The sequence below is a fragment of the Caenispirillum bisanense genome, assembly GCF_039523075.1.
GTDB lineage: Bacteria > Pseudomonadota > Alphaproteobacteria > Rhodospirillales > Rhodospirillaceae > Caenispirillum > Caenispirillum bisanense.
On record NZ_BAAAEP010000064.1, the window covers coordinates 1 to 21,041 of the forward strand.

Genomic DNA, 21,041 nt, shown 5'->3' on the forward strand with positions numbered 1-21,041 from the left:
CCGGCGCGGCGCGGTCCCGGCCCCGGCGCCGGCGGGGCGGCGATCAGCCGCGCGCCGCCCGCATGCCGCCGGCCAGGGCCTGCACCAGCGCCAGCGGCTTTGTCACCGTCTCGGCCGTCGCCCGGCCGTCGGCGTCGAGGCTGCCGGCAATCTGCGCCACCACCGCCGAGCCGACCACCGCCGCATCGGCGATGCGGGCGAAGGCGGCCGCCTGGTCCGGCGTGCGGATGCCGAACCCGACGGCGATCGGCAGGTCGGTATGGGCGCGGATGCCCGCCACCGCCGCCGCCACGTCGGCCTCGGCGGCGGAGGCGGCGCCGGTGATGCCGGTGATGGAGACGTAGTAGAGGAACCCGCCGGCTTCCTTCAGCACCGCCGGCAGCCGCTTTGCGGTGGTGGTCGGGGTGGTGAGGAAGATGAGGTGGATGCCGACGCGGTCGAGATGCTCGTTCAGCTCCGGCGCTTCCTCCGGCGGCAGGTCGACGATGATCAGGGCGTCGCAGCCGGCGGCGCGGGCGGCCTCGGCAAACCGCTGCGGGCCGTACTGGTAGATGGGGTTGTAGTAGCCCATCAGCACCACCGGCGTGTCGTCGTCGCCGTCGCGGAAGGCGCGCAGGGTGTCGAGCGTCCGCTGCAGCGTCATGCCGTCCTTCAGCGCCCGCAGGGCGGCAGCCTGGATGGCCGGGCCGTCGGCCATGGGGTCGGAGAACGGCATGCCCAGCTCGATCACGTCGGCGCCGGCGGCCGGCAGGCCCTTCATGATCTCCAGCGCCGTCGCCGCGTCGGGGTCGCCGGCCATGGTGTAGATGACGAGGCCGCCGCGGTTCTCGGCCTTCAGGCGGGCGAAGCGCTCGGCCAGCCGGTCGCGGGTGATGACGGCGGGGGAAAGGGCGGCGGCGGTCACAGCGAGGCTCCCATGTCCTGACCCATCGCCTTGGCGATGGTGTTGACGTCCTTGTCGCCACGGCCCGACATGCAGACGACCATGACGTGATCCTGCGGCAGCGTCGGCGCCCATTTCATGGCGTGGGCGACGGCATGGCTGCTTTCCAGCGCCGGGATGATGCCTTCCAGGCGGGTGGTCTTCTGGAAGGCGTCCACCGCCTCCGCATCGGTGATGGCGACATACTCCACCCGGCCGACATCCTTCAGCCACGCATGTTCGGGGCCGATGCCGGGGTAGTCGAGGCCGGCGGAAATGGAATGCGCCTCGGTGATCTGGCCGTCGGCATCCTGCAGCAGATAGGTGCGGTTGCCGTGCAGCACGCCCGGCCGGCCGCCGGTGAGCGAGGCGGCGTGCTGGGTGGTGTCGACGCCGTGGCCGGCCGCCTCCACCCCGACGATGCGCACGCTGCTGTCGTCCAGGAAGGGATGGAACAGGCCCATGGCGTTGGAACCGCCGCCGACGCAGGCGACCAGGCTGTCGGGCAGGCGGCCCTCGGCCTTCAGCACCTGTTCCCTGGCTTCTTCGCCGATGACGCACTGGAAGTCGCGCACCAGGCTGGGATAGGGGTGCGGGCCGGCGACGGTGCCGATGATGTAGAAGGTGTCGTGCACGTTGGTCACCCAGTCGCGCAGCGCCTCGTTCATGGCGTCCTTGAGGGTGCGCGAGCCGCTGGTGACCGGCTTCACCTCCGCCCCCAGCAGCTTCATGCGGAAGACGTTGGGGGCCTGCCGCTCGATGTCGGTCTCGCCCATGTAGATCACGCACTTCATGCCGAACAGGGCGCAGACGGTGGCGGTGGCGACGCCGTGCTGGCCGGCGCCGGTCTCGGCGATGATGCGGGTCTTGCCCATGCGGCGGGCCAGCAGGATCTGGCCCATGCAGTTGTTGATCTTGTGCGCGCCGGTGTGGTTCAGGTCTTCGCGCTTGAAGTAGATGCGGGCGCCGCCGCAGGCTTCGGTCATGCGGCTGGCGAAATAGAGCGGGCTCGGACGGCCGACGTAGTTGGTCAGCAGGCCGCGCAGTTCCGCGTGGAAGGCGGGATCGTCCTTGGCGGCGTTGTAGGCCTCCTCCAGCTCCAGGATGAGCGGCATCAGCGTCTCGGCGACGTAGCGGCCGCCGAACAGGCCGAAGTGGCCGCGTTCATCGGCGCCGGCGCGATAGGTGTTGAGGGTCTGGGGCATGTCCAAGCGCTTTCGTGCCAGGGGTTCAGGTCGCGGGCGCGGCGGCAAGGCCGCGCAGCATCAGGTCAACGTGGGCGTCGAGCACGGCGTCGAGATCAAGCGGCGCGATGTCGTGGAACACCAGCGTCCACACCAGGGCCAGCACCGCCGGGCCCATCACCACCTCCGGCCGCTCGGTGGCCGGGCCGGGGCGGAACTCGCCGCGCGCCACCGCCTCGGCCACCAGCGCCCGCAGGGCGGCGGCGCCACGGCGCACCACCACGGTGTGGGCATAGGCGGCAAGCTGCGGAAAACGGCCGCTTTCGGCGATAAGCAGGCGGAACACCTCGCGCCGCTCGGTGCCCGCCACTTCGGCGTAGAGGGTCGCCAGCACCTGCTTCAGCACGGCGGCGGCAGAGGCGCCGGGGGTGGCGGCCACCGCCTCCACCACATCCACCAGCGGCGCGATGCTGTGGCGGATGACGGCGTGGAACAGGTCTTCCTTCGACGGGAAATAAAGGTAGACGGTGCCCTTGGCGACGCCCGCCTGCCTCGCGACATCGTCGACGCGGGTGGCGGCGTAGCCCTTCTCCAGGAACTCGGCCAGACCGGCCGCGATGATGACCGCCTCGCGGTCCTCACGGCTGTCCCCGACGCGCGAGCGCCGGCCGGAGCGGGCAGCGGTGGGGGCAGGGGCGGCGGTCATGGCGGCGGCGGGCTCCCGAGGGGTGGTGAAACGACACCCCTCTTATATGACTGACGGGTCAGTCATGCAAGCGCCAACCGCCCGGCGCCCTCCTATTCAAAGCGGATGGTGGTGATGCGGCCGGTCCAGAACGGATGGATGGCGCCGCCGGCGGCGCGGGCGATTTCGAAGGCGTGCGGGATCATCATGCCGGCTACCGGGCGGTAGTCGCTGCGGGCGGCGTGCTCGCCGGAGCCGTGGTAGGGCGTGGTCAGGTCGCCGTCCTGCTCGGCGTCGAAGCTGGCGAGGCTGCCGTCGGGGCGGAAGGTCGCCACCATGGCCGCCTCCAGCCCGAAGCCTGAGACGATGGCGCGGGCGCGACTGTCGTCGATGGCCTCCCACCGCACCGGGCCGCCGGGCAGCAGGGCCATGGGGTAGAGCGGGCTTTCCAGCAGCCAGCGCCGCAGGGAGGTGCGGTTGAGCGCCTCGGTGGCGCTTTCGTCGACGACGGTGAGGGCGGAGGCGATGCGGGCACGCATCTCCATGCGTCCGTCGGCGAAGAAATCATAGGCCCGCGCCCACAGCACCGGGCCGAGCGGGGTGGTGGCGTCGAACATCAGCGCCGGGGTGCCGACGGCGATGGTCTGGGCGGCGGTGGTGGGGCTGAAGCCTTCGGTCAGCGGGCGGCGGAAGTCGCCCTCCGCCGTCAGGGTGACGGTGCGGAAGCGGGCCTGCGCGTCCGGCACGGCGAAGGCGAGATACCGCTGCACCGGCGGCGGCAGGGCGGCCAGGGCGGCGGCATCGGCGGCGGCCGAGGGATGGCGGCCGGCGATGTCGCGGATGGCGGCGGCGTGGGCAGCAATCTCCCGCTCCGTCAGGATCGCCGAGACGCCGACCCAGCCGGCCACGGCGGCCACGGCCAGCGCCAGCGGCGCGGCCACGTACCAGTAACGACGACGCATGATCTCCCCCTTCGATGGATGTGGGTTCAGGGCCGGTCCGGCGACGGCCGGCTGCGGCGGATGAAGTCCATCAGGTCGGCCACCACCCCGGCGGCGGCGGCCATGGCGTCCTGCCCGGCCGGCACCGGCGCCCGCCCCTGCAGCACCAGCGAGGCGGCCCCATGCACCGCCGACCACAGGGTGAAGGCCACCTGCGCCGCCGGCCGCCCGGGCAGGTAACCCTCGGCCTGGCAGGCGGCGATGGCGCGCTCCAGCATGGCCAGGCAGCCGGCGCCGGCATCGGTGGCGAAGGGATCGTCCGGCAGGTCGGCACCGGCGGGCGGCGAGAACATCAGCCGGTAGAGGCCGGGATGCTCGGCGGCGAAGCGGAGGTAGGCAAGGCCACCCTCCCGCAGGCGGTCCAGCGGGGCGTCGGCATGGCGCGCCGCCACCGCCAGCTTCTCCTCCAGCAGCAGGCGGAAGCCGGCGTCATGCACGGCCCGCAGCAGCGCCTCCCGGCCGGCGAAGTAGGCATAGAGCGCCGGCGCCCGACACCCGACGGCGGCCGCCACCTGCGCCAGGGTGATCGCCGCCGCCTCCTGCGTGTCGAGCAGCCGCATGGTCTCTTCGACCGCGCGGGCCGGAATGTCGATCTGCTGGTCCTTGCGGGGGCGTGCCATGGCGGACTCTGGTCATGGGCGAGGAAATTAATGAGATTAATTTAACATCATTAATTTCTGCGTCAAGCCGCCGCTGCACCCCTCCCCCAGGCATAGGAAAAGGGCGCCCGGCCATGGCCGGACGCCCTTCTTTCCGTACTGCGGTCCGCCCGCCGCCGAGGATCAGTCGGCCAGCGCGGCGACGCCCGGCAGGGTCTTGCCTTCCAGCCATTCCAGGAAGGCGCCGCCGGCGGTGGAGACGTAGGAGAACTGCCCCTCCACCCCCGCATTGGCCAGGGCCGAGACGGTATCGCCGCCGCCGGCCACCGTCAGCAGCTTGCCTTCGGCGGTGAGGCGGGCGGCTTCCTGTGCGATGGCGTTGGTGGCGGTGTCGAACGGCTTGATCTCGAAGGCGCCGAGCGGGCCGTTCCACACCAGCGTCTTGCAGCCGGCCAGCTTCTGCTTCAGCGTCTCGATGGCCTGCGGGCCGATGTCGAGGATCATCTGGTCTTCCGGCACCGCGTCGAAGGCGACGGTGGTGGCCGGGGCGCCTTCCTTGAACTCGGGCGCCACCACCACGTCCTGCGGCAGCACGATCTCGCAGCCGGCCTTTTCCGCCTTTTCCATGATGGCGCGGGCGGTGTCGGCCATGTCCGACTCGCACAGGGACTTGCCGATGGCGATGCCCTTGGCGAACAGGAAGGTATTGGCCATGCCGCCGCCGATGATGATCATGTCCACCTTCTCGATCAGATTGCCGAGAACGTCGAGCTTGGTGGAGATCTTGGCGCCGCCGACCAGCGCCGCCGCCGGCCGTTCCGGCTTGCCCAGCGCCTTGGTCAGCGCCTCCAGCTCCGCCTGCATCAGGCGGCCGGCGGCGCTCGGCAGCAGGTGGGCGACGCCCTCGGTGGAGGCGTGGGCGCGGTGGGCGGCCGAGAAGGCATCGTTGACGTAGACGTCGCCCAGCGTCGACAGGGTGCGGGCGAAGCCGGGGTCGTTCTTTTCTTCCTCGGCGTGGAAGCGCAGGTTTTCCAGCAGCGCCACCTCGCCGGAGGCCAGGCCGTTGACCACCGTTTCGGCGGCCGGGCCGATGCAGTCGTCGGCGAAGGCGACCGGGGTGCCAAGGGCGGCGGACAGCGCCTCGGCCACCGGCTTCAGGCTCATGTCGTCGTTGCGCTTGCCCTTGGGACGGCCGAAGTGGGACAGCACGACGACCTTGGCGCCCTTGGCGACCAGATCGCGGATGGTGTCGCAGGAACGGTCGATGCGGGTGGTGTCGGTGACCTTGCCGTCCTTCATCGGCACGTTGAGGTCGGAGCGCACCAGCACGCGCTTGCCGGCCACATCGATGTCGTCGATGGTCTTGAAGTCGGCCATGGAAAACTTCCTCTCGTCAGATCGCATCCGGTCCATGGGGAACCGCCCCCGCGAGCAGGTGTTCGCGGGGGCGGCATGCAGTGCTTTCGTATCGCGCGGCGGGCAGCCGGATCAGATCAGCTTGCCCATGGCCACGGCGGTGTCGAGCATGCGGTTGGAGAAGCCCCACTCGTTATCGTACCACGACATCACGCGCACGAAGTTGCCTTCCAGCACCTTGGTGCCCGGCGCGTCGAAGGTGGAGCTGTTGGCGTTGTGGTTGAAGTCGATCGACACCAGCGGCAGCTCGTTGTAGCCGAGGATGCCCTTCAGGCGGCCGTTGGCGGCTTCCTTGATGGCGGCGTTGACTTCGTCGGCGGTGACGGTCTTGCCGAGCACCACCTTGAGGTCGACCAGCGAGACGTTGGCGGTCGGCACGCGCACGGCCACGCCGTCCAGCTTGCCGGCCAGTTCCGGCAGCACCAGGCCGACGGCCTTGGCGGCGCCGGTGGAGGTCGGGATCATGGACATGGCGGCGGCGCGGGCGCGGTACAGGTCCTTGTGCAGGGTGTCCACGGTGCGCTGGTCGCCGGTGTAGGCGTGGATGGTGGTCATGAAGCCGTGCTGCACGCCGAACGTCTCGTTCAGCACCCAGGCCACCGGCGCAAGGCAGTTGGTGGTGCAGGAGGCGTTGGAGACCACCAGGTGGTCGGCGCTCAGCTTGTCGTGGTTGACGCCGTAGACGACGGTCAGGTCGGCGCCCTTGGACGGGGCGGAGACCAGCACGCGCTTGGCGCCGGCGTCCAGGTGGACCTTCGCCTTGTCCTTGTCGGTGAAGATGCCGGTGCACTCGGCAACGATGTCGACCTTCAGGTCGGCCCACGGCAGCTTGGTCGGGTCACGCTCGGCGATGACCTTGATGCGCTTGTCGCCGACCACCATGCTGTCGCCTTCGACCGAGACCTCGGCCGGCAGGATGCCGTGGACGGAGTCATACTTGAGCAGGTGCGCATTGGCCTCGGCCGAGCCAAGGTCGTTGATCGCGACGACTTCGATGTCCGAGCGGCCGGACTCGACGAGGGCGCGCAGAACAAGGCGGCCAATGCGTCCAAAGCCGTTAATCGCAACGCGAACTGCCATACCATCCTCCGTCACAATGGTCTTGCGGCCCCGAGGGCGGGGCCGGTCCGAAAACGATCTAACCGCCCGTCGGGGCGGCAAAAACGGGTTCTATCGTTTCTCACAGAACCGCGGCCGAATCCAGCACCATTCCGGTGACAGTCCGGCGTCCACCGCAGCGCAAACCCACCCGCCAGCGTAGGACTTTCACGACCTCCGTCATATCAGTGACTTGGGCCGTTGCATGCGGCGGCGCGGCGGGTAGTCTCTTTGCCGTCAGACCTATGAACGCCGGAGGGGAGAGAGGGGATGTTCCGCACCGCCGAATTGGGCCGCACCGTCTCGAAGGAAGATTTCGAGGCCGTCGCCGATGCCCTGCGCATCGACATGGTGGACCTGCAGCAGCAGCTGCGCACCTGCGACTTCCCGGTCGTCATCCTGTTCGCCGGCGTCGACGGCGCCGGCAAGAGCGAGACCATGAACCTCCTCAACGAGTGGATGGACCCGCGCTGGATCGTCACCCGCGCCTATACCGAACCGTCGGAGGAAGAGCGCGAGCGGCCGCTGTTCTGGCGCTACTGGCGCGACCTGCCGCCGCGCGGCAAGATCGGCCTGTTCCTCTCCGCCTGGTACTCCCAGCCGCTGCTCGACCGCGCCTGGAACCGCATCGGCGACGCCCAGTTCGACGAACGCCTCAACCGCATCGCCACCTTCGAGAAGGAGCTGGCCGACGACGGCGCGCTGATCCTCAAGTTCTGGATGCACCTCGGCAAGAAGGAACAGAAGAAGCGGCTGAAGACGCTGGAGAAGGACCCCCACGAATCCTGGCGCGTCACCGAACGCGACTGGAAGCACTGGGAGATGTACGACGACTTCATCACCGCCTCGGAACGGCTGATCGTGCAGACCAGCATGGGCCATGCGCCGTGGCAGATCGTCGAGGGGCTGGACCCGCGCTACCGCTCGCTGACCGTGCTCACCGCCATCCGCGATGCCGCCCGCCGCCACATGGACGCCCAGAAGATGCGCAAGCGGCTGGTGACCACCCTCGACTCGAAGCAGAAGAAGCAGCACCCGGCCGCCACCGCCGCCGCGACCGCGGCCGAAACCGCCGTGCCCGAGGCCGTCGCGGCGGGGACCGACCCGGTCGGCACCGCCATCCTCAGCCGCATGCCGTCGATCCTGTCGAGCCTCGACATGACGCGCAGCTACGACAAGAAGGGCTATGCCGAGCAGCTGCAGATCCAGCGCGCCCGCCTGAACGGCCTGCAGCGCCGGGCGCGGGCCGAAGGGGTGAGTTCCATCCTGGTGTTCGAAGGCTGGGACGCCGCCGGCAAGGGCGGCGCCATCCGCCGCATGACCGCCGGCCTGGATGCGCGCGATTATCAGGTGATCCCGGTCGCCGCCCCCACTGACGAAGAACGCGCCCACCATTACCTGTGGCGGTTCTGGCGCCACCTGTCGCGCGCCGGCCGGGTGACCATCTACGACCGCAGCTGGTACGGCCGCGTGCTGGTGGAGCGGGTGGAAGGTTTCGCGACGCAGGAGGAATGGAAGCGCGCCTATTCGGAAATCCGCGACTTCGAGGAACAGCTGATCGAGCACGGCTCCGTCCTGGTGAAGTACTGGTTCCACATCACCAAGGAAGAACAGCACGAACGCTTCAAGCAGCGGGAGCAGATCGCCTACAAGCGCTGGAAGCTGACCGACGAGGACTGGCGCAACCGCGAGAAGTGGGACGCCTACGAGACGGCGGTGAACGAGATGATCGAGCGCACCTCCACCCACACCGCGCCGTGGACGCTGGTGGAAGCGAACGACAAGCGCCACGCCCGCGTGAAGGCCATGGAAACCTTCTGCGACGCCCTGGAAAAGCGCCTCGGCTGAGGCACCGCCGGCCATCGCCCGCGCCGGTTGCCGGTGCGGCGCGGCGGCCGGCGGAAACGCTTGCCAGACCACCGTTACAGCGCGGTGAAGACGGGTTTACACCCCGGGGTGCCGTTGATAAAGTCCGCCCCGCCCGGGAGCGCCTGCGCGACCGGGTTTTCCCATTTCCCCATCACGCGCCCCGGGACCCGAAGGCATGAAAGTCCTCGCCTGCAACGCCAACCGCCCGCTTGCCGAGGCCATTGCGGCCTACCTGCATCTTGAACTGACCCACGCCACCGTCCGCCGCTTCTCGGACATGGAAGTCTTCGTCGAGATCCAGGAAAACGTGCGCGGCGAGGACGTCTTCGTCGTCCAGCCGACCAGCTACCCCGCCAACGACAACCTGATGGAACTGCTGGTGACGCTCGATGCGCTGCGCCGCGGTTCCGCCCGCCGCATCACCGCGGTGGTGCCCTACTTCGGCTACGCCCGCCAGGACCGCAAGACCGGCCCGCGCACGCCGATCACCGCCAAGCTGGTGGCCAACCTGATCACCCAGGCCGGCGCCAACCGCGTGGTGACGCTGGACCTGCACTCCGGCCAGATCCAGGGCTTCTTCGACATCCCGCTCGACAACCTGTACTCCGCCCCGGTGTTCGTGCAGGACATCAAGGACCGCTACGCCGGCGAGAACCTGATGGTGGTGTCGCCGGACGTCGGCGGCGTGGTGCGCGCCCGCGGCATCGCCAAGCGCATCGAGGCCGACCTCGCCATCATCGACAAGCGCCGCGAGCGCGCCGGCGTGTCGGAGGTGATGAACATCATCGGTGACGTGAAGGGCCGCAACTGCATCCTGGTGGACGACATCGTCGACTCCGCCGGCACGCTGTGCAATGCCGCTGTCGCCCTGATGAACGCCGGCGCCAAGAGCGTCTCGGCCTACGTCACCCACGGCGTGCTGTCGGGCGGCGCGGTTGCCCGCGTCACCTCCTCGCCGCTGAAGGAGCTGGTGATCACCGACTCCATCCAGGCGACCGAAGCGGTGCGGCTGGCCGACAACATCCGCCAGATCACCATCGCGCCGCTGCTGGCCGAAGCCATCGACCGCATCAGCGACGAACGCTCGGTGTCCAGCCTGTTCGACTGACACCGGCCGTCGTTTGACGTTACCGCCTGCAACGCCCCATATTGTCCGGCAGGACGATGTGGGGCGTTTGTCATGGGCAAGATCACCGTTCAGATGAAGGACCCGAAGCTGGCGGAGGTACTGGCCTCCACCCGCGCCGGCGACGAAGTGGAACTGAAGGACGGCGACGCCGTCGTCGGCAGCTTCGTGCGGCGGGAGGGGGACCCTGCGGAAGCCCGCAGCACCTTCGGGATGTTGCGGCCCCGCATCGCCGGTTTCAGCGACGACTCCATCGTCGGCCCGATCCCGCCGGCAGACCTGGGACTGCGGAGTGGCGACTATTGAGACTGCTGCTGGACACCCACGCCTTCATCTGGTGGGTGGAGGGCAATCCGCGGCTGCCGTCCTCCCTGCGCGAGCAGATCGAGCAGAACGCAGGCTCCACCAGGGTGAGCGCGGCATCGGTCTGGGAACTGGCGACCCTGATCCGCCTGGGAAAGCTGCCCCTGTGGCCGCGGTTGCCGGTGGACGGGCTGCCGCATCTTATTGAAATGGCAGGGTTTGCCGAACTTCCTGTCACGGCGCGCCATGGAGAGACGGCCGGCAGTCTGACGGGGCTCCACCGCGACCCGTTCGACCGCATGCTGGCAGCCCAGGCCCTGCTTGAGGATATGACCATCGTCTCCCGCGACGAAGCCCTGGACGACTTCGGCGTCCGCCGCCTCTGGTGAGACGCCGGCCGGCCGTCGTTTGACGCCGCCGCCCGTAACGCCCCATATTGTCCGGCAGGACGATGTGGGGCGTTTGTCATGGGCAAGATCACCGTTCAGATGAAGGACCCGAAGCTGGCGGAGGTGCTGGCCTCCACCCGCGCCGGCGACGAAGTGGAACTGAAGGACGGCGACGCCGTCGTCGGCAGCTTCGTGCGGCGGGAGGGGGAAGAGCGGCCGCTGCCGCGATTCGGCTCCATGAAGGGCCTGATCCACCTCGACGACAGCTTCTTCGACCCGCTGCCGGAGGAAGAACTGCGGGCGTGGGAAGGTCGCGATCCGTGAGGCTGCTGCTCGACACGCATGCCCTCCTGTGGTGGCTGGAGGGCAGCGACCGCCTGCCCGCCCGGGTGCAGGAAACCGTCAGCACCCATCGCCGCACCGCCTACGTCAGCGCCATAAGCGCCCTGGAACTGACCATCAAGTTCCGGCTGGGCAAGCTGCCGACCATCAAGCCGTGGGTCCACGATCTGCGCCGGACGCTCTGGCTGCAGGGCTTCCTGACGCTTGACGTCACCCTTGATCATGCCCAGGCGGCGGGACTCCTGCCCGGCGACCACCGCGATCCGTTCGACCGCATGCTGGCTGCCCAGGCCCTGAGCGAGGACATGGCGCTGGTGTCCTGCGACAGCGCCCTGGACGACTTCGGCGTCCGCCGCATCTGGTGAGGCGCATCCGCGCGCCCTACCCCCCGCACGCGGCCATTCCCGGTTGCCTTCCGCCCTCATCCGGGGTAAACAACCCGCTTTCCGAGGCCCCGCCGGCAGACGCGGGGTCTTGCGTCTTGGGCACCCCTGGAGGCCCATGGCGTGACAGGCCAACCCTAGGAGCATCAAAATGGCCAATGAAAACACCCTGAACGTCACTCGACGCGACCGGGCAGGTAAGGGGGCAGCCCGTGCGACCCGTCGTCAGGGCCTCGTGCCCGGCGTGGTCTACGGCAACAAGCAGGCGCCCGTCCTGGTCTCCATCGACCCCCGTCCGCTGATGGCGGCCATGCACAAGGCCGGCTTCTCGACCCGCGTGTTCGATCTGGCGATCGAAGGCGGCGACACCGAGACGGTGATGGTCCACGACGTGCAGTTCCACCCGGTGACCGATGCGCCCATCGCCGTCGACTTCATGCGCGTGTCCGCCGACACCGACGTGGTGGTCGAAGTGCCGGTGCACTTCATCAACCAGGACCGCTGCCCGGGCATCAAGCGCGGCGGCGTGCTGAACATCGTGCGCCACGAGATCGAGGTGAAGGCCAAGGCGAACGCCCTGCCGGAAGCCATCGAGGTCGATCTGGCCGGTGTGGACATCAACGACTCGGTGCACATCAGCGCCGTGACGCTGCCGGCCGGCGTTGCGCCGACCATCACCGACCGCGACTTCACCATCTGCACCATCGCCGCGCCGTCGGGCATGAAGTCCGAAGCGGCTGCCGAGGGCGAAGGCGCCTGAGGCGTCCCCTGAGCAAGGGAGTTTCCGATGCGTCTGGTGGTCGGCCTTGGCAATCCCGGTGCGGGATACGCCAGAAACCGCCACAACATCGGCTTCATGGCGGCGGACGAAATCGTCCGCCGCCACGCTTTTTCCCCCTGGCGCGGCAAGTTCCAGGCGGAGATCGCCGACGGCACCGTCGGCGGTGAAAAAGTCATCGTCATGAAGCCGCTGACCTACATGAACCTGTCCGGTCAGGCGGTCGGCGAGGCGGTGCGCTTCTACAAGATCCTGCCCAAGGACGTGATCGTCGTGTACGACGAGATCGAACTGCCGCCGGGCAAGCTGCGGGTCAAGCAGGGCGGCGGCCACGCCGGCCACAACGGCCTGCGGTCGCTCGACCAGCACATCGGCAAGGATTACTGGCGGGTGCGCCTGGGCGTCGGCCGCCCGGCCACCAAGGAGCAGGTGGCGAACTACGTGCTGCACGACTTCGCCAAGGCCGACGAGGCCTGGCTGGAGCCGCTGCTGGCCTCGGTCGCCGCCCACCTGCCGCTGCTCGTGAAGGGCAACGAGGGCGGCTTCATGAACAAGGTGACGCTGGACATCGCGCCGCCGCCGGCCCCGAAGCCGCCGCGCCCGGCGCCGGTCACCTCCGGCCCCGCCGGCTCTGGCCCCGCCACCGGTGCCGCCCCGGCGGACGCCGATGCCGGCAAGAATGCCCTGCAGATCGCGCTCGAAAAGGCCAAGGCGAAGCTTTCGGGCCCCAACGGAACGGAGTCGTCGTAGAGATGGGTTTCAACTGTGGCATCGTCGGCCTGCCCAACGTCGGCAAGTCGACCCTCTTCAATGCGCTGACCTCGACGGCGGCGGCCCAGGCGGCCAACTTCCCGTTCTGCACCATCGAGCCCAACGTCGGCCGCGTCGCCGTGCCCGACCCGCGCCTTGAGGTGCTGGCGAAGATTGCCGGCTCCAAGCAGATCATCCCGACCCAGCTGGAATTCGTCGACATCGCCGGCCTGGTGCGCGGCGCCTCGCGCGGGGAGGGCCTGGGCAACCAGTTCCTCGCCAACATCCGCGAGACCGACGCCATCGTGCAGGTGCTGCGCTGCTTCGAGGATGACAACATCACCCACGTCGAGAACTCGGTCGATCCCATCCGCGACGCCGAGACCATCGAGACCGAGCTGATGCTCGCCGACCTGGACAGCCTGGAGCGGCGCATCGTGCCGCTCCAGAAGAAGGCCAAGTCGGGCGAGAAGGACGCCAAGGAGTGGGTCGCGGTGATGGAGCCGGTGCTGGCCGCCCTGCGCGACGGCAAGCCCGCCCGCACCGCCCGCCCGTCCGACGAGGACGGCATGAAGATCTTTCGCCAGCTGCAGCTGCTGACCGCCAAGCCGGTGCTCTACGTCTGCAACGTGGAGGAATCCGCCGCCGCCACCGGCAACGCCCTGTCGGAGAAGGTGGCCGAGATGGCCCGCGCCCAGGGTGCCGCCACCGTCGTCATCTCCGCCGCCATCGAGGCGGAAGTGGCGCAGCTGGACGACCCGGCGGAGAAGCAGGCCTTCCTGGAAGACCTCGGCCTGCAGGAAACCGGCCTGTCGCGGGTGATCCGCGCCGGGTTCGAGCTGCTGCACCTGATCAGCTTCTTCACCGTCGGCCCCAAGGAAGCCCGCGCCTGGACCGTCCGCAAGGGCGCCAAGGGCCCGGAAGCCGCGGGCCAGATCCACACCGACTTCGAACGCGGCTACATCCGCGCCGAAACCATCGCCTATGACGACTACGTCGCCTGCAACGGCGAAGTGGGCGCCAAGGAGGCCGGCAAGATGCGGGCGGAAGGCAAGGAGTACGTGGTGCAGGACGGCGACGTCATGCACTTCCTGTTCAACGTCTGACAGGTCAGCGGTAACGGTGGTGGCGGCGGCAGCCTGCCGCCACCACCGGGCGTTGATCGGCCACCATGCTGACGACCGCCCTCACCCGCCTGCGCCGCTCCACCCCCGCCGCCCTGCTGCTGGCGCGGCGGGAGGCGCGGCTGCTGACCATCCTGCTGGCGGTCTTCGCCGCCCTGTGGGTCTTCGGGATCATCGCCGACGAAGTGGCGGAAGATGAAACCCACACCTTCGATTCGCAGATCCTGCTGTTCTTCCGCGATCCGCTGACCCAGGACCCGGTCGGCCCGCCGTGGATCGCCCAGGTGGCGACCGACATCACGGCGCTCGGCGGGTTCACCGTCCTCACCCTGGTGACGCTGCTGGTGATCGGCTACCTCGGCCTGTCGCGGCGGTGGGGGGCGGCGGCGCTGGTGCTGGTGTCCATCGGCGGCGGCATGCTCATCAGCCACGGCCTCAAGCTGGTGTTCCAGCGGGCGCGGCCCGATCTGGTGCCGCATCTGGTGGACGTCCACACCCTCAGCTTCCCCAGCGGCCATTCCACCCTGGCGGCCGTCACCTACCTCACCCTCGGCGCCCTGCTGGCGGCGGTGCAGCCCAGCCGGCGGCTGAAGGTGTTCATCATGGCCTCGGCGCTGGTGATCGCCCTGCTGGTCGGCCTGAGCCGGGTGTTCCTGGGCGTCCACTGGCCCACCGACGTGGCCGCCGGCTGGATCATCGGCGCCGCCTGGGCGCTGCTGTGCCGGGCGGTGGCGGAGGTGCTGATGCGCCGCCGCACCATCCGCGACTCGGGGCCGGAAACGGACTGACTAGGCGGGCGAAACGCCGTGCGCCTTCAGGAACACGGCGACGCTGTAGTCCACCTTGCGGGCCAGTTCCTCGTCATCCCACTGGATCTGCAGGCCGAGCAGCCGGCGCATGTGGACGTGGCCGTTGAGCATGCCGAGGAAGCTTTCCGCCGCCAGGTCGGCATCGTCCACCTGCAGGCGGCCGGCGGCGGTCTCCTGCCGCAGGTAGGCGGCCAGCAGGCCGACGGCGCGGCGCGGGCCGTTTTCATAGAACCGACGGGCGAGATCGGGTTCCGCCTCGCTGCCCGACATGATGATCATGCGCTGCACGCAGACCGATGCGCCGCCGGCGATGAAGCGCAGGAACTGTGCCGCCACCTGCCGCAGCACGTCCTCCGGCCGGGCATCGGCCAGGGGGCGCGACAGGCCGCCCAGCACCGTCTCCACCCGGGAGGTGATGACGGCGGCGAACAGGTCTTCCTTGGTGGAAAAGGCGTTGTAGATGGTCTGCTTGGAGACGCCGGCCTGGGCGGCGATGGCATCCATGGTGATGCCGTAGCCGTGGCTGACGAACAGGTTGGCGGCGGCCTCGATGATGGCGGCCCGCTTGCGCGGGTCGGGCCGGCGGCCGCGGGCGGCGGGCTTGGCACAACAGGGGGTCTCTGACACGGAACGGCCTTCTTGCTGCAGGCGAGGGCTCTCTGGCACGGAGGGGCTGCGACGACGGCCTCAGTGGCCGCCGGCGCTTTTCGCATGGTCGGGCTTGCGGGCCAGGATGACAACCGCAATGGCACCTCCCACCACCAGGGACATCAGCCAGAACACGTCGATGAAGGTCAGCACCGTCACCTGGCGCATGACTTCGCCGGCGATCATCTTCACCGCCGCCACTTCGCCGTCGATGCCGGGCACCTGCTCGGCCAGGCGGGCGGCCAGGGCGTCGATGCGGCCCTGCACCTCCGGCCGCGCCGGGTTGACGTGTTCCGACAGCCGCGCCCAGTGGAAGGCGCTGCGCTCGGTCATGACGGTGGTGATGCCGGCCAGCCCGAAGGCGCCGCCCAGGTTGCGCATCAGGTTGTAAAGGCCCGACGCATTCTTCAACTTTTCCGGCGGCAGGGTGCCGAGCGCCAGCACGTTGACCGGAATGATGCCGAACATGAACCCCATGCCGCGCAGGATCTGGGGCAGGAACAGTTCCCAATAGTCCGACTCGGGGGTCAGGTTGGTCAGCATGATGTTGGAGACCGCGATCAGCCCGAAGCCGATGGACAGCATGAGGCGCGGGTCCACCTTGCGCGACAGGCCGCCGGCGATGGGGGCGGACAGGAACTGCGCCAGGCCGGTGACGAACATCACCTCGCCGATCTGCAGGGCGTTCAGGTCCCGCACCCGCGCCAGGAACTGCGGCTGCAGGTACACGAGGCCGTAGAGCGAGATGCCGAGCACGAAGCTGAACAGGCAGCCGGTGGCGAAGTTGCGGTCCTTGAAGGCGGTCAGGTCGACGATGGGGTTGCGCGCCGTCAGCGTGCGCCAGAAGAAGCCGATGCCGGCCACCGCCGCGACGATGGAGAAGGTGAGGATGTGGTGGTCGTCGAACCAGTCGTTGCGGGCGCCGTCCTCCAGCACGAAGTCGAGGCTGCCGAGGAACAGCGCCATCATCAGCAGCCCCGGCACGTCCATGCTGCGGATCAGGTGCGGCTGCGGCCGGTCGATGTCGATCAGCGCCCAGACCACGGCGGTGACGATGGCCCCCGGCACCACGTTGACCAGGAACAGCCAGTGCCACGACAGGGTTTCGGTCAGCCAGCCGCCGAGGGTGGGGCCGACGGTGGGGGCGATGGTCGCCACCAGACCGACCACCACCGTCACGCCGGCCTGCTTGTCGCGCGGGAAGATGGTATAGGCCGACGCGAACACCAGCGGGATCATGGCGCCGCCGACGAACCCCTGCAGGGCGCGGAAGACGATCATCTGGTCCATGCTGGTGGCGAAGGCGCACAGCAAGCTGGTGAGGGTGAAGCCGCCGGCCGACAGCACGAAGGTCCAGCGGGTGCCGAAGGCCCGCGCCAGATACCCCGATAGCGGGATCATGATGACTTCGGCGATCAGGTAGCTGTTCTGCACCCAGATGATCTCGTCGGCGCTGGCGGCCAGCCCGGCCTGGATCTCGGCCAGGGAGGCGGCGACGATCTGGATGTCGAGGATGGCCATGAACATCCCGACCACCATGGCCAGGAAGCCCAGCTTCGGCCCGAGCCCCACCGCCGGCCGGGCCGGCGGCGGCACGGCGGCGGCAGCAGCGGCCTCGGCGGCCGGGGTGGCGGCTGGGATGGCGGTGGAGGTGGCGGCGGTCATGGCGGGGCGGCCTCAGTTGGACGCGGCGGGAGAGGGAGCGGCGGCGGTTTCGGTCGCCGGGGTGGCGGCGAAGGCGGTGGCCGGCGTCAGGCCGAGGGCCGACAGGCCGGCCAGCGCCCGGCCGCTGCCGTCGCCCTCGGTGGCGGCGCGGGTGTTGACGCTGGCCTCCACCGACAGGCCGGGCACCAGCAGGGCGTCGCCGGGGGTGCCGTCCACCAGCCGGATCTTCACCGGCACGCGCTGGACGATCTTGGTGAAGTTGCCGGTGGCGTTGTCGGGCGGCAGCAGGCTGAACACGGCGCCGCTGCCGGGCGCCACGCTGTCGACCACGCCGGCGAAGGTGCGGTCGGGGTAGGCATCGACGTGCAGGTCCACCGGCTGGCCGACGCGCACGCGGCCGAGCTGAGTCTCCTTGAAGTTGGCGACCACATAGACCTCGTCCACCGGCACCACGCTCATGACCTGGCGGCCGGGGCTGACGTACTGGCCGACCTCCACCCCCAGGTTGCCGACCACGCCGTCGGCGGCAGCGCGGATGACGGTGTTGGCGAGGGCGATGCGGGCTTCCTCCAGCGCCGCCCGTGCCCGCGCCACCTCGGCTTCCGCCTGCAGGCGCTGGGCGGCCAGCAGGTCGAGGGTGGAGCGCTGGGCGGCCAGGGCCGCCTCCGCCTGGGCGACGGCGGCGTCGGACTTGCGGGCATCGGCCAGGGCCGACTGGTATTTCTGGGTGGAGGCATACTGCGACTCGCTCAGCGCCTTGTAGCGCTTGAGGTCGTCGCCGGCCCGCGCCCGGTCCGCCCCGGCGGCGCGCACCCGCGCTTCGGCCTCGGTGATCAGGCTGGTGCTCTGGGCGGCCTGGCGGTCGATGACGGTCACCGCCGCCTGCGCCGCCTGCACCGCCGCCTCGGCCTGGGCGACCTTGGCGCGGTAGTCGGCGTCGTCGATCACCACCAGCACATCGCCGGCGGCGATCCGCTGGTTGTGGGTCACCGGCAGGCGGGTGACGTAGCCGGCCACCTTGGGCGCCACCGTCACCACATCGCTGCGGACATAGGCATTGTCGGTCGTCTCCACGAAGCGGCCGTGGCTGTACCACTGCCACCCGTAGGTGCCGCCGGCGGCCAGCAGGGTGGCAGCGGCGACGATCATCAGCGCGGGCTTGCGCATCGGTCCTGGTCTCCATCGACGGGGTGCAAGCGGCTGATCCAAGACATTGATGGACTGCCGCGTCCATGAATTCCAAGGTAGCGGCAGATGAAGACGCTCGCAAGCCGCAAATTGGACTGCCCCGTCCAGATTTACCTCCGAAGACCGCGCCGCAGCCCTGCGGAGGCCGCATGACCGCCTTCATCCCGCCACAGGCGTTGTGTAGGGTGCCGTTTGACGACCAGACCAGTTCCTGAGGAAGGAAGGCCCCATGCCCCGACTGCCCGCCCTGCTGCTCGCCGCCGTTGCCGCCGCCGTTCCGGTGGCTGCCCTGCCGGTGGTTGCCGCGTCGCCGGTGCAGGCCGCCTCGCAGCAGGCGGCGGCGCCGCTCAACGGCCCGACCATCGAGGCCTTCATCGAGTCGATCCCGGCCATCCGCCTGTGGACCGACCGCCACCAGGACACCGCCCGCCAGGTGGCGCCGACGGTGCTGAAGCCGCAGGCGCTGGCGGGCAATCCGTTCGCGATGATGGTGGAAGGGCTGCGCGGCACCGCCGCCTACAGCGACCTCGACAGCGCCGTCGGCCGCCACGGCTTCGAGAACCCCGAGGACTGGGCCGGCGTCGCCAACCGGGTGACCAAGGCGCTGGGGGTGATGGCGCTCGACCGCCAGGGGGCCGACAACCCGCTGCGGGCGGCGGAGCGGGAACTGGATACCAACCCCGACATCACGCCGCAGGACCGCACCATGCTGAAGGGCCTGCTGCTGGCCGTCAGCATGTTCGCCCAGGCGCCCAAGGAAGACGTGCAGGCGGTGACGCCCTACACCGACCAGATCGTCGCCGCCCTGCAGCAGCGCCTGTAAGGACCGCTCAGCCCTCGGCGGGGGGCAGCGGCTTGACCAGCCGCAGCGTCTCCGCCCGGAAGCCGAGGCTGTCGTAGAACCGGCGGCCGCGGGCGTTGGTGGCGAACACGTCCAGCGCCAGCACCTGCCAGCCCTGCTGCCGCGCCGTCTCCTCCGCCGCCGCCACCAGGGCGCGGGCGACGCCGCGCCCTTCCGCCGCCTGCGTCACCGCCAGCAGCGACAGGTAGCCGCCCGGCCCGCCGGTGATGTCGTCGGGGTGGGGCTCCATGGCCGCGAAGCCGAGCAGCGGCCCGCCGTCAGCCTCTTCCGCCACCAGGGTCAGGGTGTCCGGCCGCGCCAGCGCCTCGGTCATGAAGGCGTGCTGGAAGGCCTCAAGCTCCGCCGGCGTGCGCCACGGAAAATCCGCCACCCCCGCCAGCCGGCCGGCCAGGCCCATCATGAACGGCCGGTCGGCCGGCGTGCCGCGTCTGACATGCATGCTGCATCCCCCTCCCCGTCAGGCCGCTGCGTCGTTTACAGCGGCAGGTCCACCCGCACCCGCAGACCGCCGAGCGGGCTGTCCTCCAGCGTGATCTCGCCGCCGTGGCTGCGGGCGATGTCGCGGGCAATGGTCAGGCCGAGCCCGGTGCCGCCGGTGCGCGGATTGCGCGAGCTTTCCAGGCGGAAGAAGGCCTTGAACACCTGTTCGCGCTTGTCCGGCGGAATGCCGGGGCCGTCGTCGTCGATGAGGATCACCGCCATCTCGCCGCGCAGGCCCGCCCGCACCGCCACATGGCCGGCATAGCGGCAGGCGTTGCCGATCAGGTTGGACAGGCAGCGCTCCATGGCGCGGCGCTTCAGCGGCAGGGTGATGTCTTCTTCCAGGTGCAGGTCGACGGCATGGGACTGGCGGCGGAAGCGGCTGACCACATCCTGCAGCAGCGCCGACAGGTCGGCCGGGGCGCTGGTCTCCGTCCCCTCGCCGCGGGCGAAGGCGAGGTAGTCGGCCAGCATGCGCTCCATTTCCTCCACGTCCTCGCGCAGGGCGGCGATGTCCTCGTCGTCGCCCAGCATGGCCAGTTGCAGCTTCATGCGGGTGAGCGGCGTGCGCAGGTCGTGGGAGACGCCGGCTAGCATCTCGGTCCGCTGCTCGATCTGGCGCGAGATGCGGTCGCGCATGAGGTTGAAGGCGTGGCTGGCCTGCCGCACCTCGCGCGCGCCTTCCTCCTTCAGCCGCGGCACGTCGCGGCCCTTGCCGAAGCTGTTGGCGGTGGCGGCCAGCTTGCGCACGCTGCGCACCTGGTTGCGCATGAAGATGGTGGCGATGCCCATGAGCAGCATGGAGGTGCCGACCATCCACAGCACGAAGATGTAGGTGGTGGAGGAGAACAGGCGCTTGCGCGGGGCCAGCACCTCCAGCACCCCTTCGGGCAGCTGCACCAGGATTTCCACCCGGTCGTCCAGGCTGTCGGCGTCGATGACGAAGGGCCGCTTGACCTGGTTCTCCAGCGCCGAGGCCAGCGCCTGCTCCATCTGGCTGTTGCCGAGGGTGGGCGGCCGGTTGGGCAGGATCTCCCCTTCATGCAGCTGCAGGTCGAGGTGCAGGCGCAGGCGGGCGGTTTCCAGCAGCCATTCGCGCTCCGCCAGTTCCGGCTCGTGGCGCAGCATGTCGGTCACCATGGCGATCTCGCCGGCGATGGCGCCGGTCAGCCGCCGCAGCATGGTGCCCCAGTGGTTGTCGTAGAAGATGATGGCCGCCACCACCTGGGTCACCACCAGCGGCGTGATGATGATCAGCACCGACCGCCCCATCAGGCTGCGCGGCGCCAGGTTGCGCAGGAAGGTTGGGGTGCCGAGGTGCAGATGCAGCCGCCGCCAGCCGCGCGGACCGCCCGCCGGCCGGGCGGGGGGGGGGGGGGGGGGGGGGGGGGGGGGGGGGGGGGGGGGGGGGGGGGGGGGG

At 69.7% G+C, this 21,041-nt stretch carries 23 protein-coding genes; 11 read left to right on the forward strand and 12 right to left on the reverse strand.

The features are described 5' to 3' along the window. Positions 1 to 43 precede the first annotated feature (43 nt). From trpA to gap, 7 genes are all read right to left on the reverse strand, one after another. A complete protein-coding gene (gene trpA / locus ABD056_RS20120) occupies positions 44 to 904 on the reverse strand; it encodes a tryptophan synthase subunit alpha (protein ID WP_343869690.1) in 861 nt (286 codons plus the stop codon). Beyond that, complete coding sequence (trpB, locus tag ABD056_RS20125; RefSeq protein ID WP_343869692.1) at positions 901 to 2,127, reverse strand: tryptophan synthase subunit beta; 1,227 nt, start codon at positions 2,125 to 2,127, stop codon at positions 901 to 903. The genes trpA and trpB overlap by 4 nt, the downstream gene beginning before the upstream one ends. 25 nt (positions 2,128 to 2,152) lie before the next feature. Beyond that, complete coding sequence (locus ABD056_RS20130) at positions 2,153 to 2,812, reverse strand: TetR/AcrR family transcriptional regulator (protein WP_343869694.1); 660 nt, start codon at positions 2,810 to 2,812, stop codon at positions 2,153 to 2,155. Positions 2,813 to 2,904: 92 nt separating this feature from the next. After that, positions 2,905 to 3,753 carry a DUF6920 family protein gene (locus tag ABD056_RS20135; protein ID WP_343869696.1) on the reverse strand — a complete coding sequence of 283 codons (849 nt, stop codon included), beginning with the start codon at positions 3,751 to 3,753 and terminating at the stop codon, positions 2,905 to 2,907. Between the two features lie 26 nt (positions 3,754 to 3,779). Continuing rightward, on the reverse strand, positions 3,780 to 4,412 hold the full coding sequence (locus ABD056_RS20140) for a TetR/AcrR family transcriptional regulator (protein WP_343869698.1): 633 nt from the start codon (positions 4,410 to 4,412) through the stop codon (positions 3,780 to 3,782). A gap of 162 nt (positions 4,413 to 4,574) precedes the next feature. Next, the gene (locus tag ABD056_RS20145; protein WP_343869700.1) at positions 4,575 to 5,768 is read right to left on the reverse strand and encodes a phosphoglycerate kinase; all 1,194 of its coding nucleotides are present in this window, start codon (positions 5,766 to 5,768) and stop codon (positions 4,575 to 4,577) included. Positions 5,769 to 5,879: 111 nt separating this feature from the next. Continuing rightward, positions 5,880 to 6,887, reverse strand: coding sequence for a type I glyceraldehyde-3-phosphate dehydrogenase (gap, locus tag ABD056_RS20150; RefSeq protein ID WP_343869702.1), 1,008 nt, complete (start codon positions 6,885 to 6,887; stop codon positions 5,880 to 5,882). 288 nt (positions 6,888 to 7,175) lie between these two features. Here gap and ABD056_RS20155 point away from each other — a divergent pair, with 288 nt between their 5' ends. The 10 genes from ABD056_RS20155 (at position 7,176) to ABD056_RS20200 (ending at position 14,757) form a co-directional block, all read left to right on the forward strand. Then, entirely contained in the window at positions 7,176 to 8,753 is a 1,578-nt protein-coding gene (locus ABD056_RS20155; RefSeq protein ID WP_343869703.1) for a polyphosphate kinase, read from the forward strand. Positions 8,754 to 8,949: 196 nt separating this feature from the next. After that, the gene (locus ABD056_RS20160) at positions 8,950 to 9,882 is read left to right on the forward strand and encodes a ribose-phosphate pyrophosphokinase (RefSeq protein ID WP_343869706.1); all 933 of its coding nucleotides are present in this window, start codon (positions 8,950 to 8,952) and stop codon (positions 9,880 to 9,882) included. Positions 9,883 to 9,954: 72 nt separating this feature from the next. Then, on the forward strand, positions 9,955 to 10,206 hold the full coding sequence (locus tag ABD056_RS20165) for a hypothetical protein (protein WP_343869709.1): 252 nt from the start codon (positions 9,955 to 9,957) through the stop codon (positions 10,204 to 10,206). Beyond that, on the forward strand, positions 10,203 to 10,592 hold the full coding sequence (locus tag ABD056_RS20170) for a type II toxin-antitoxin system VapC family toxin (protein ID WP_343869712.1): 390 nt from the start codon (positions 10,203 to 10,205) through the stop codon (positions 10,590 to 10,592). Before ABD056_RS20165 ends, ABD056_RS20170 begins: the two co-directional genes overlap by 4 nt. 78 nt (positions 10,593 to 10,670) lie before the next feature. After that, complete coding sequence (locus tag ABD056_RS20175; RefSeq protein ID WP_343869714.1) at positions 10,671 to 10,916, forward strand: hypothetical protein; 246 nt, start codon at positions 10,671 to 10,673, stop codon at positions 10,914 to 10,916. Further along, positions 10,913 to 11,299, forward strand: a complete 387-nt coding sequence (locus tag ABD056_RS20180) for a type II toxin-antitoxin system VapC family toxin (protein ID WP_343869716.1) — start codon at positions 10,913 to 10,915, stop codon at positions 11,297 to 11,299. The genes ABD056_RS20175 and ABD056_RS20180 overlap by 4 nt, the downstream gene beginning before the upstream one ends. Before the next feature lie 169 nt (positions 11,300 to 11,468). Beyond that, the gene (locus ABD056_RS20185; RefSeq protein WP_343869717.1) at positions 11,469 to 12,077 is read left to right on the forward strand and encodes a 50S ribosomal protein L25/general stress protein Ctc; all 609 of its coding nucleotides are present in this window, start codon (positions 11,469 to 11,471) and stop codon (positions 12,075 to 12,077) included. A gap of 27 nt (positions 12,078 to 12,104) precedes the next feature. Then, complete coding sequence (pth, locus tag ABD056_RS20190) at positions 12,105 to 12,845, forward strand: aminoacyl-tRNA hydrolase (RefSeq protein ID WP_343869718.1); 741 nt, start codon at positions 12,105 to 12,107, stop codon at positions 12,843 to 12,845. Between the two features lie 2 nt (positions 12,846 to 12,847). Continuing rightward, positions 12,848 to 13,951 (forward strand): redox-regulated ATPase YchF, encoded by a 1,104-nt coding sequence (ychF, locus tag ABD056_RS20195; RefSeq protein ID WP_343869720.1) that lies wholly within the window; start codon positions 12,848 to 12,850, stop codon positions 13,949 to 13,951. Positions 13,952 to 14,016: 65 nt separating this feature from the next. After that, the gene (locus ABD056_RS20200; protein WP_343869721.1) at positions 14,017 to 14,757 is read left to right on the forward strand and encodes a phosphatase PAP2 family protein; all 741 of its coding nucleotides are present in this window, start codon (positions 14,017 to 14,019) and stop codon (positions 14,755 to 14,757) included. Here the strand turns inward: ABD056_RS20200 and ABD056_RS20205 are convergent, their stop codons facing one another. Genes ABD056_RS20205 through ABD056_RS20215 form a run of 3 tightly spaced genes read right to left on the reverse strand, consistent with a single transcriptional unit; the run spans position 14,758 to position 18,258 of the window. After that, on the reverse strand, positions 14,758 to 15,405 hold the full coding sequence (locus tag ABD056_RS20205) for a TetR/AcrR family transcriptional regulator (protein WP_343869723.1): 648 nt from the start codon (positions 15,403 to 15,405) through the stop codon (positions 14,758 to 14,760). Between the two features lie 60 nt (positions 15,406 to 15,465). Then, positions 15,466 to 17,091, reverse strand: a complete 1,626-nt coding sequence (locus ABD056_RS20210; RefSeq protein ID WP_343869725.1) for a DHA2 family efflux MFS transporter permease subunit — start codon at positions 17,089 to 17,091, stop codon at positions 15,466 to 15,468. A 12-nt stretch (positions 17,092 to 17,103) separates the two neighbouring features. Beyond that, complete coding sequence (locus tag ABD056_RS20215; protein ID WP_343869727.1) at positions 17,104 to 18,258, reverse strand: HlyD family secretion protein; 1,155 nt, start codon at positions 18,256 to 18,258, stop codon at positions 17,104 to 17,106. Between the two features lie 250 nt (positions 18,259 to 18,508). On the opposite strand from ABD056_RS20215, the gene ABD056_RS20220 reads away from it, so the two are divergent. Continuing rightward, the gene (locus ABD056_RS20220) at positions 18,509 to 19,102 is read left to right on the forward strand and encodes a hypothetical protein (RefSeq protein WP_343869729.1); all 594 of its coding nucleotides are present in this window, start codon (positions 18,509 to 18,511) and stop codon (positions 19,100 to 19,102) included. Positions 19,103 to 19,109: 7 nt separating this feature from the next. On the opposite strand, the gene ABD056_RS20225 is transcribed toward ABD056_RS20220, so the two are convergent. Both ABD056_RS20225 and ABD056_RS20230 read right to left on the reverse strand, forming a co-directional pair. After that, the gene (locus tag ABD056_RS20225) at positions 19,110 to 19,580 is read right to left on the reverse strand and encodes a GNAT family N-acetyltransferase (RefSeq protein WP_343869731.1); all 471 of its coding nucleotides are present in this window, start codon (positions 19,578 to 19,580) and stop codon (positions 19,110 to 19,112) included. A gap of 35 nt (positions 19,581 to 19,615) precedes the next feature. After that, positions 19,616 to 20,881 carry an ATP-binding protein gene (locus ABD056_RS20230; RefSeq protein ID WP_343869732.1) on the reverse strand — a complete coding sequence of 422 codons (1,266 nt, stop codon included), beginning with the start codon at positions 20,879 to 20,881 and terminating at the stop codon, positions 19,616 to 19,618. Positions 20,882 to 21,041 lie beyond the last annotated feature (160 nt).

Coding starts and splice junctions, on each gene's coding strand:
- ABD056_RS20160 (WP_343869706.1), top strand. CDS start 8,950: ATGAAAGTCCTCGCCTGCAACGCCAACCGCCCGCTTGCCGAGGCCATT.
- ychF (WP_343869720.1), top strand. CDS start 12,848: ATGGGTTTCAACTGTGGCATCGTCGGCCTGCCCAACGTCGGCAAGTCG.
- trpB (WP_343869692.1), bottom strand. CDS start 2,127: ATGCCCCAGACCCTCAACACCTATCGCGCCGGCGCCGATGAACGCGGC.
- ABD056_RS20200 (WP_343869721.1), top strand. CDS start 14,017: ATGCTGACGACCGCCCTCACCCGCCTGCGCCGCTCCACCCCCGCCGCC.
- ABD056_RS20220 (WP_343869729.1), top strand. CDS start 18,509: ATGCCCCGACTGCCCGCCCTGCTGCTCGCCGCCGTTGCCGCCGCCGTT.
- ABD056_RS20140 (WP_343869698.1), bottom strand. CDS start 4,412: ATGGCACGCCCCCGCAAGGACCAGCAGATCGACATTCCGGCCCGCGCG.
- ABD056_RS20185 (WP_343869717.1), top strand. CDS start 11,469: ATGGCCAATGAAAACACCCTGAACGTCACTCGACGCGACCGGGCAGGT.
- ABD056_RS20210 (WP_343869725.1), bottom strand. CDS start 17,091: ATGACCGCCGCCACCTCCACCGCCATCCCAGCCGCCACCCCGGCCGCC.
- ABD056_RS20145 (WP_343869700.1), bottom strand. CDS start 5,768: ATGGCCGACTTCAAGACCATCGACGACATCGATGTGGCCGGCAAGCGC.
- ABD056_RS20155 (WP_343869703.1), top strand. CDS start 7,176: ATGTTCCGCACCGCCGAATTGGGCCGCACCGTCTCGAAGGAAGATTTC.
- ABD056_RS20175 (WP_343869714.1), top strand. CDS start 10,671: ATGGGCAAGATCACCGTTCAGATGAAGGACCCGAAGCTGGCGGAGGTG.
- ABD056_RS20215 (WP_343869727.1), bottom strand. CDS start 18,258: ATGCGCAAGCCCGCGCTGATGATCGTCGCCGCTGCCACCCTGCTGGCC.
- pth (WP_343869718.1), top strand. CDS start 12,105: ATGCGTCTGGTGGTCGGCCTTGGCAATCCCGGTGCGGGATACGCCAGA.
- ABD056_RS20130 (WP_343869694.1), bottom strand. CDS start 2,812: ATGACCGCCGCCCCTGCCCCCACCGCTGCCCGCTCCGGCCGGCGCTCG.
- ABD056_RS20165 (WP_343869709.1), top strand. CDS start 9,955: ATGGGCAAGATCACCGTTCAGATGAAGGACCCGAAGCTGGCGGAGGTA.
- ABD056_RS20225 (WP_343869731.1), bottom strand. CDS start 19,580: ATGCATGTCAGACGCGGCACGCCGGCCGACCGGCCGTTCATGATGGGC.
- gap (WP_343869702.1), bottom strand. CDS start 6,887: ATGGCAGTTCGCGTTGCGATTAACGGCTTTGGACGCATTGGCCGCCTT.
- ABD056_RS20135 (WP_343869696.1), bottom strand. CDS start 3,753: ATGCGTCGTCGTTACTGGTACGTGGCCGCGCCGCTGGCGCTGGCCGTG.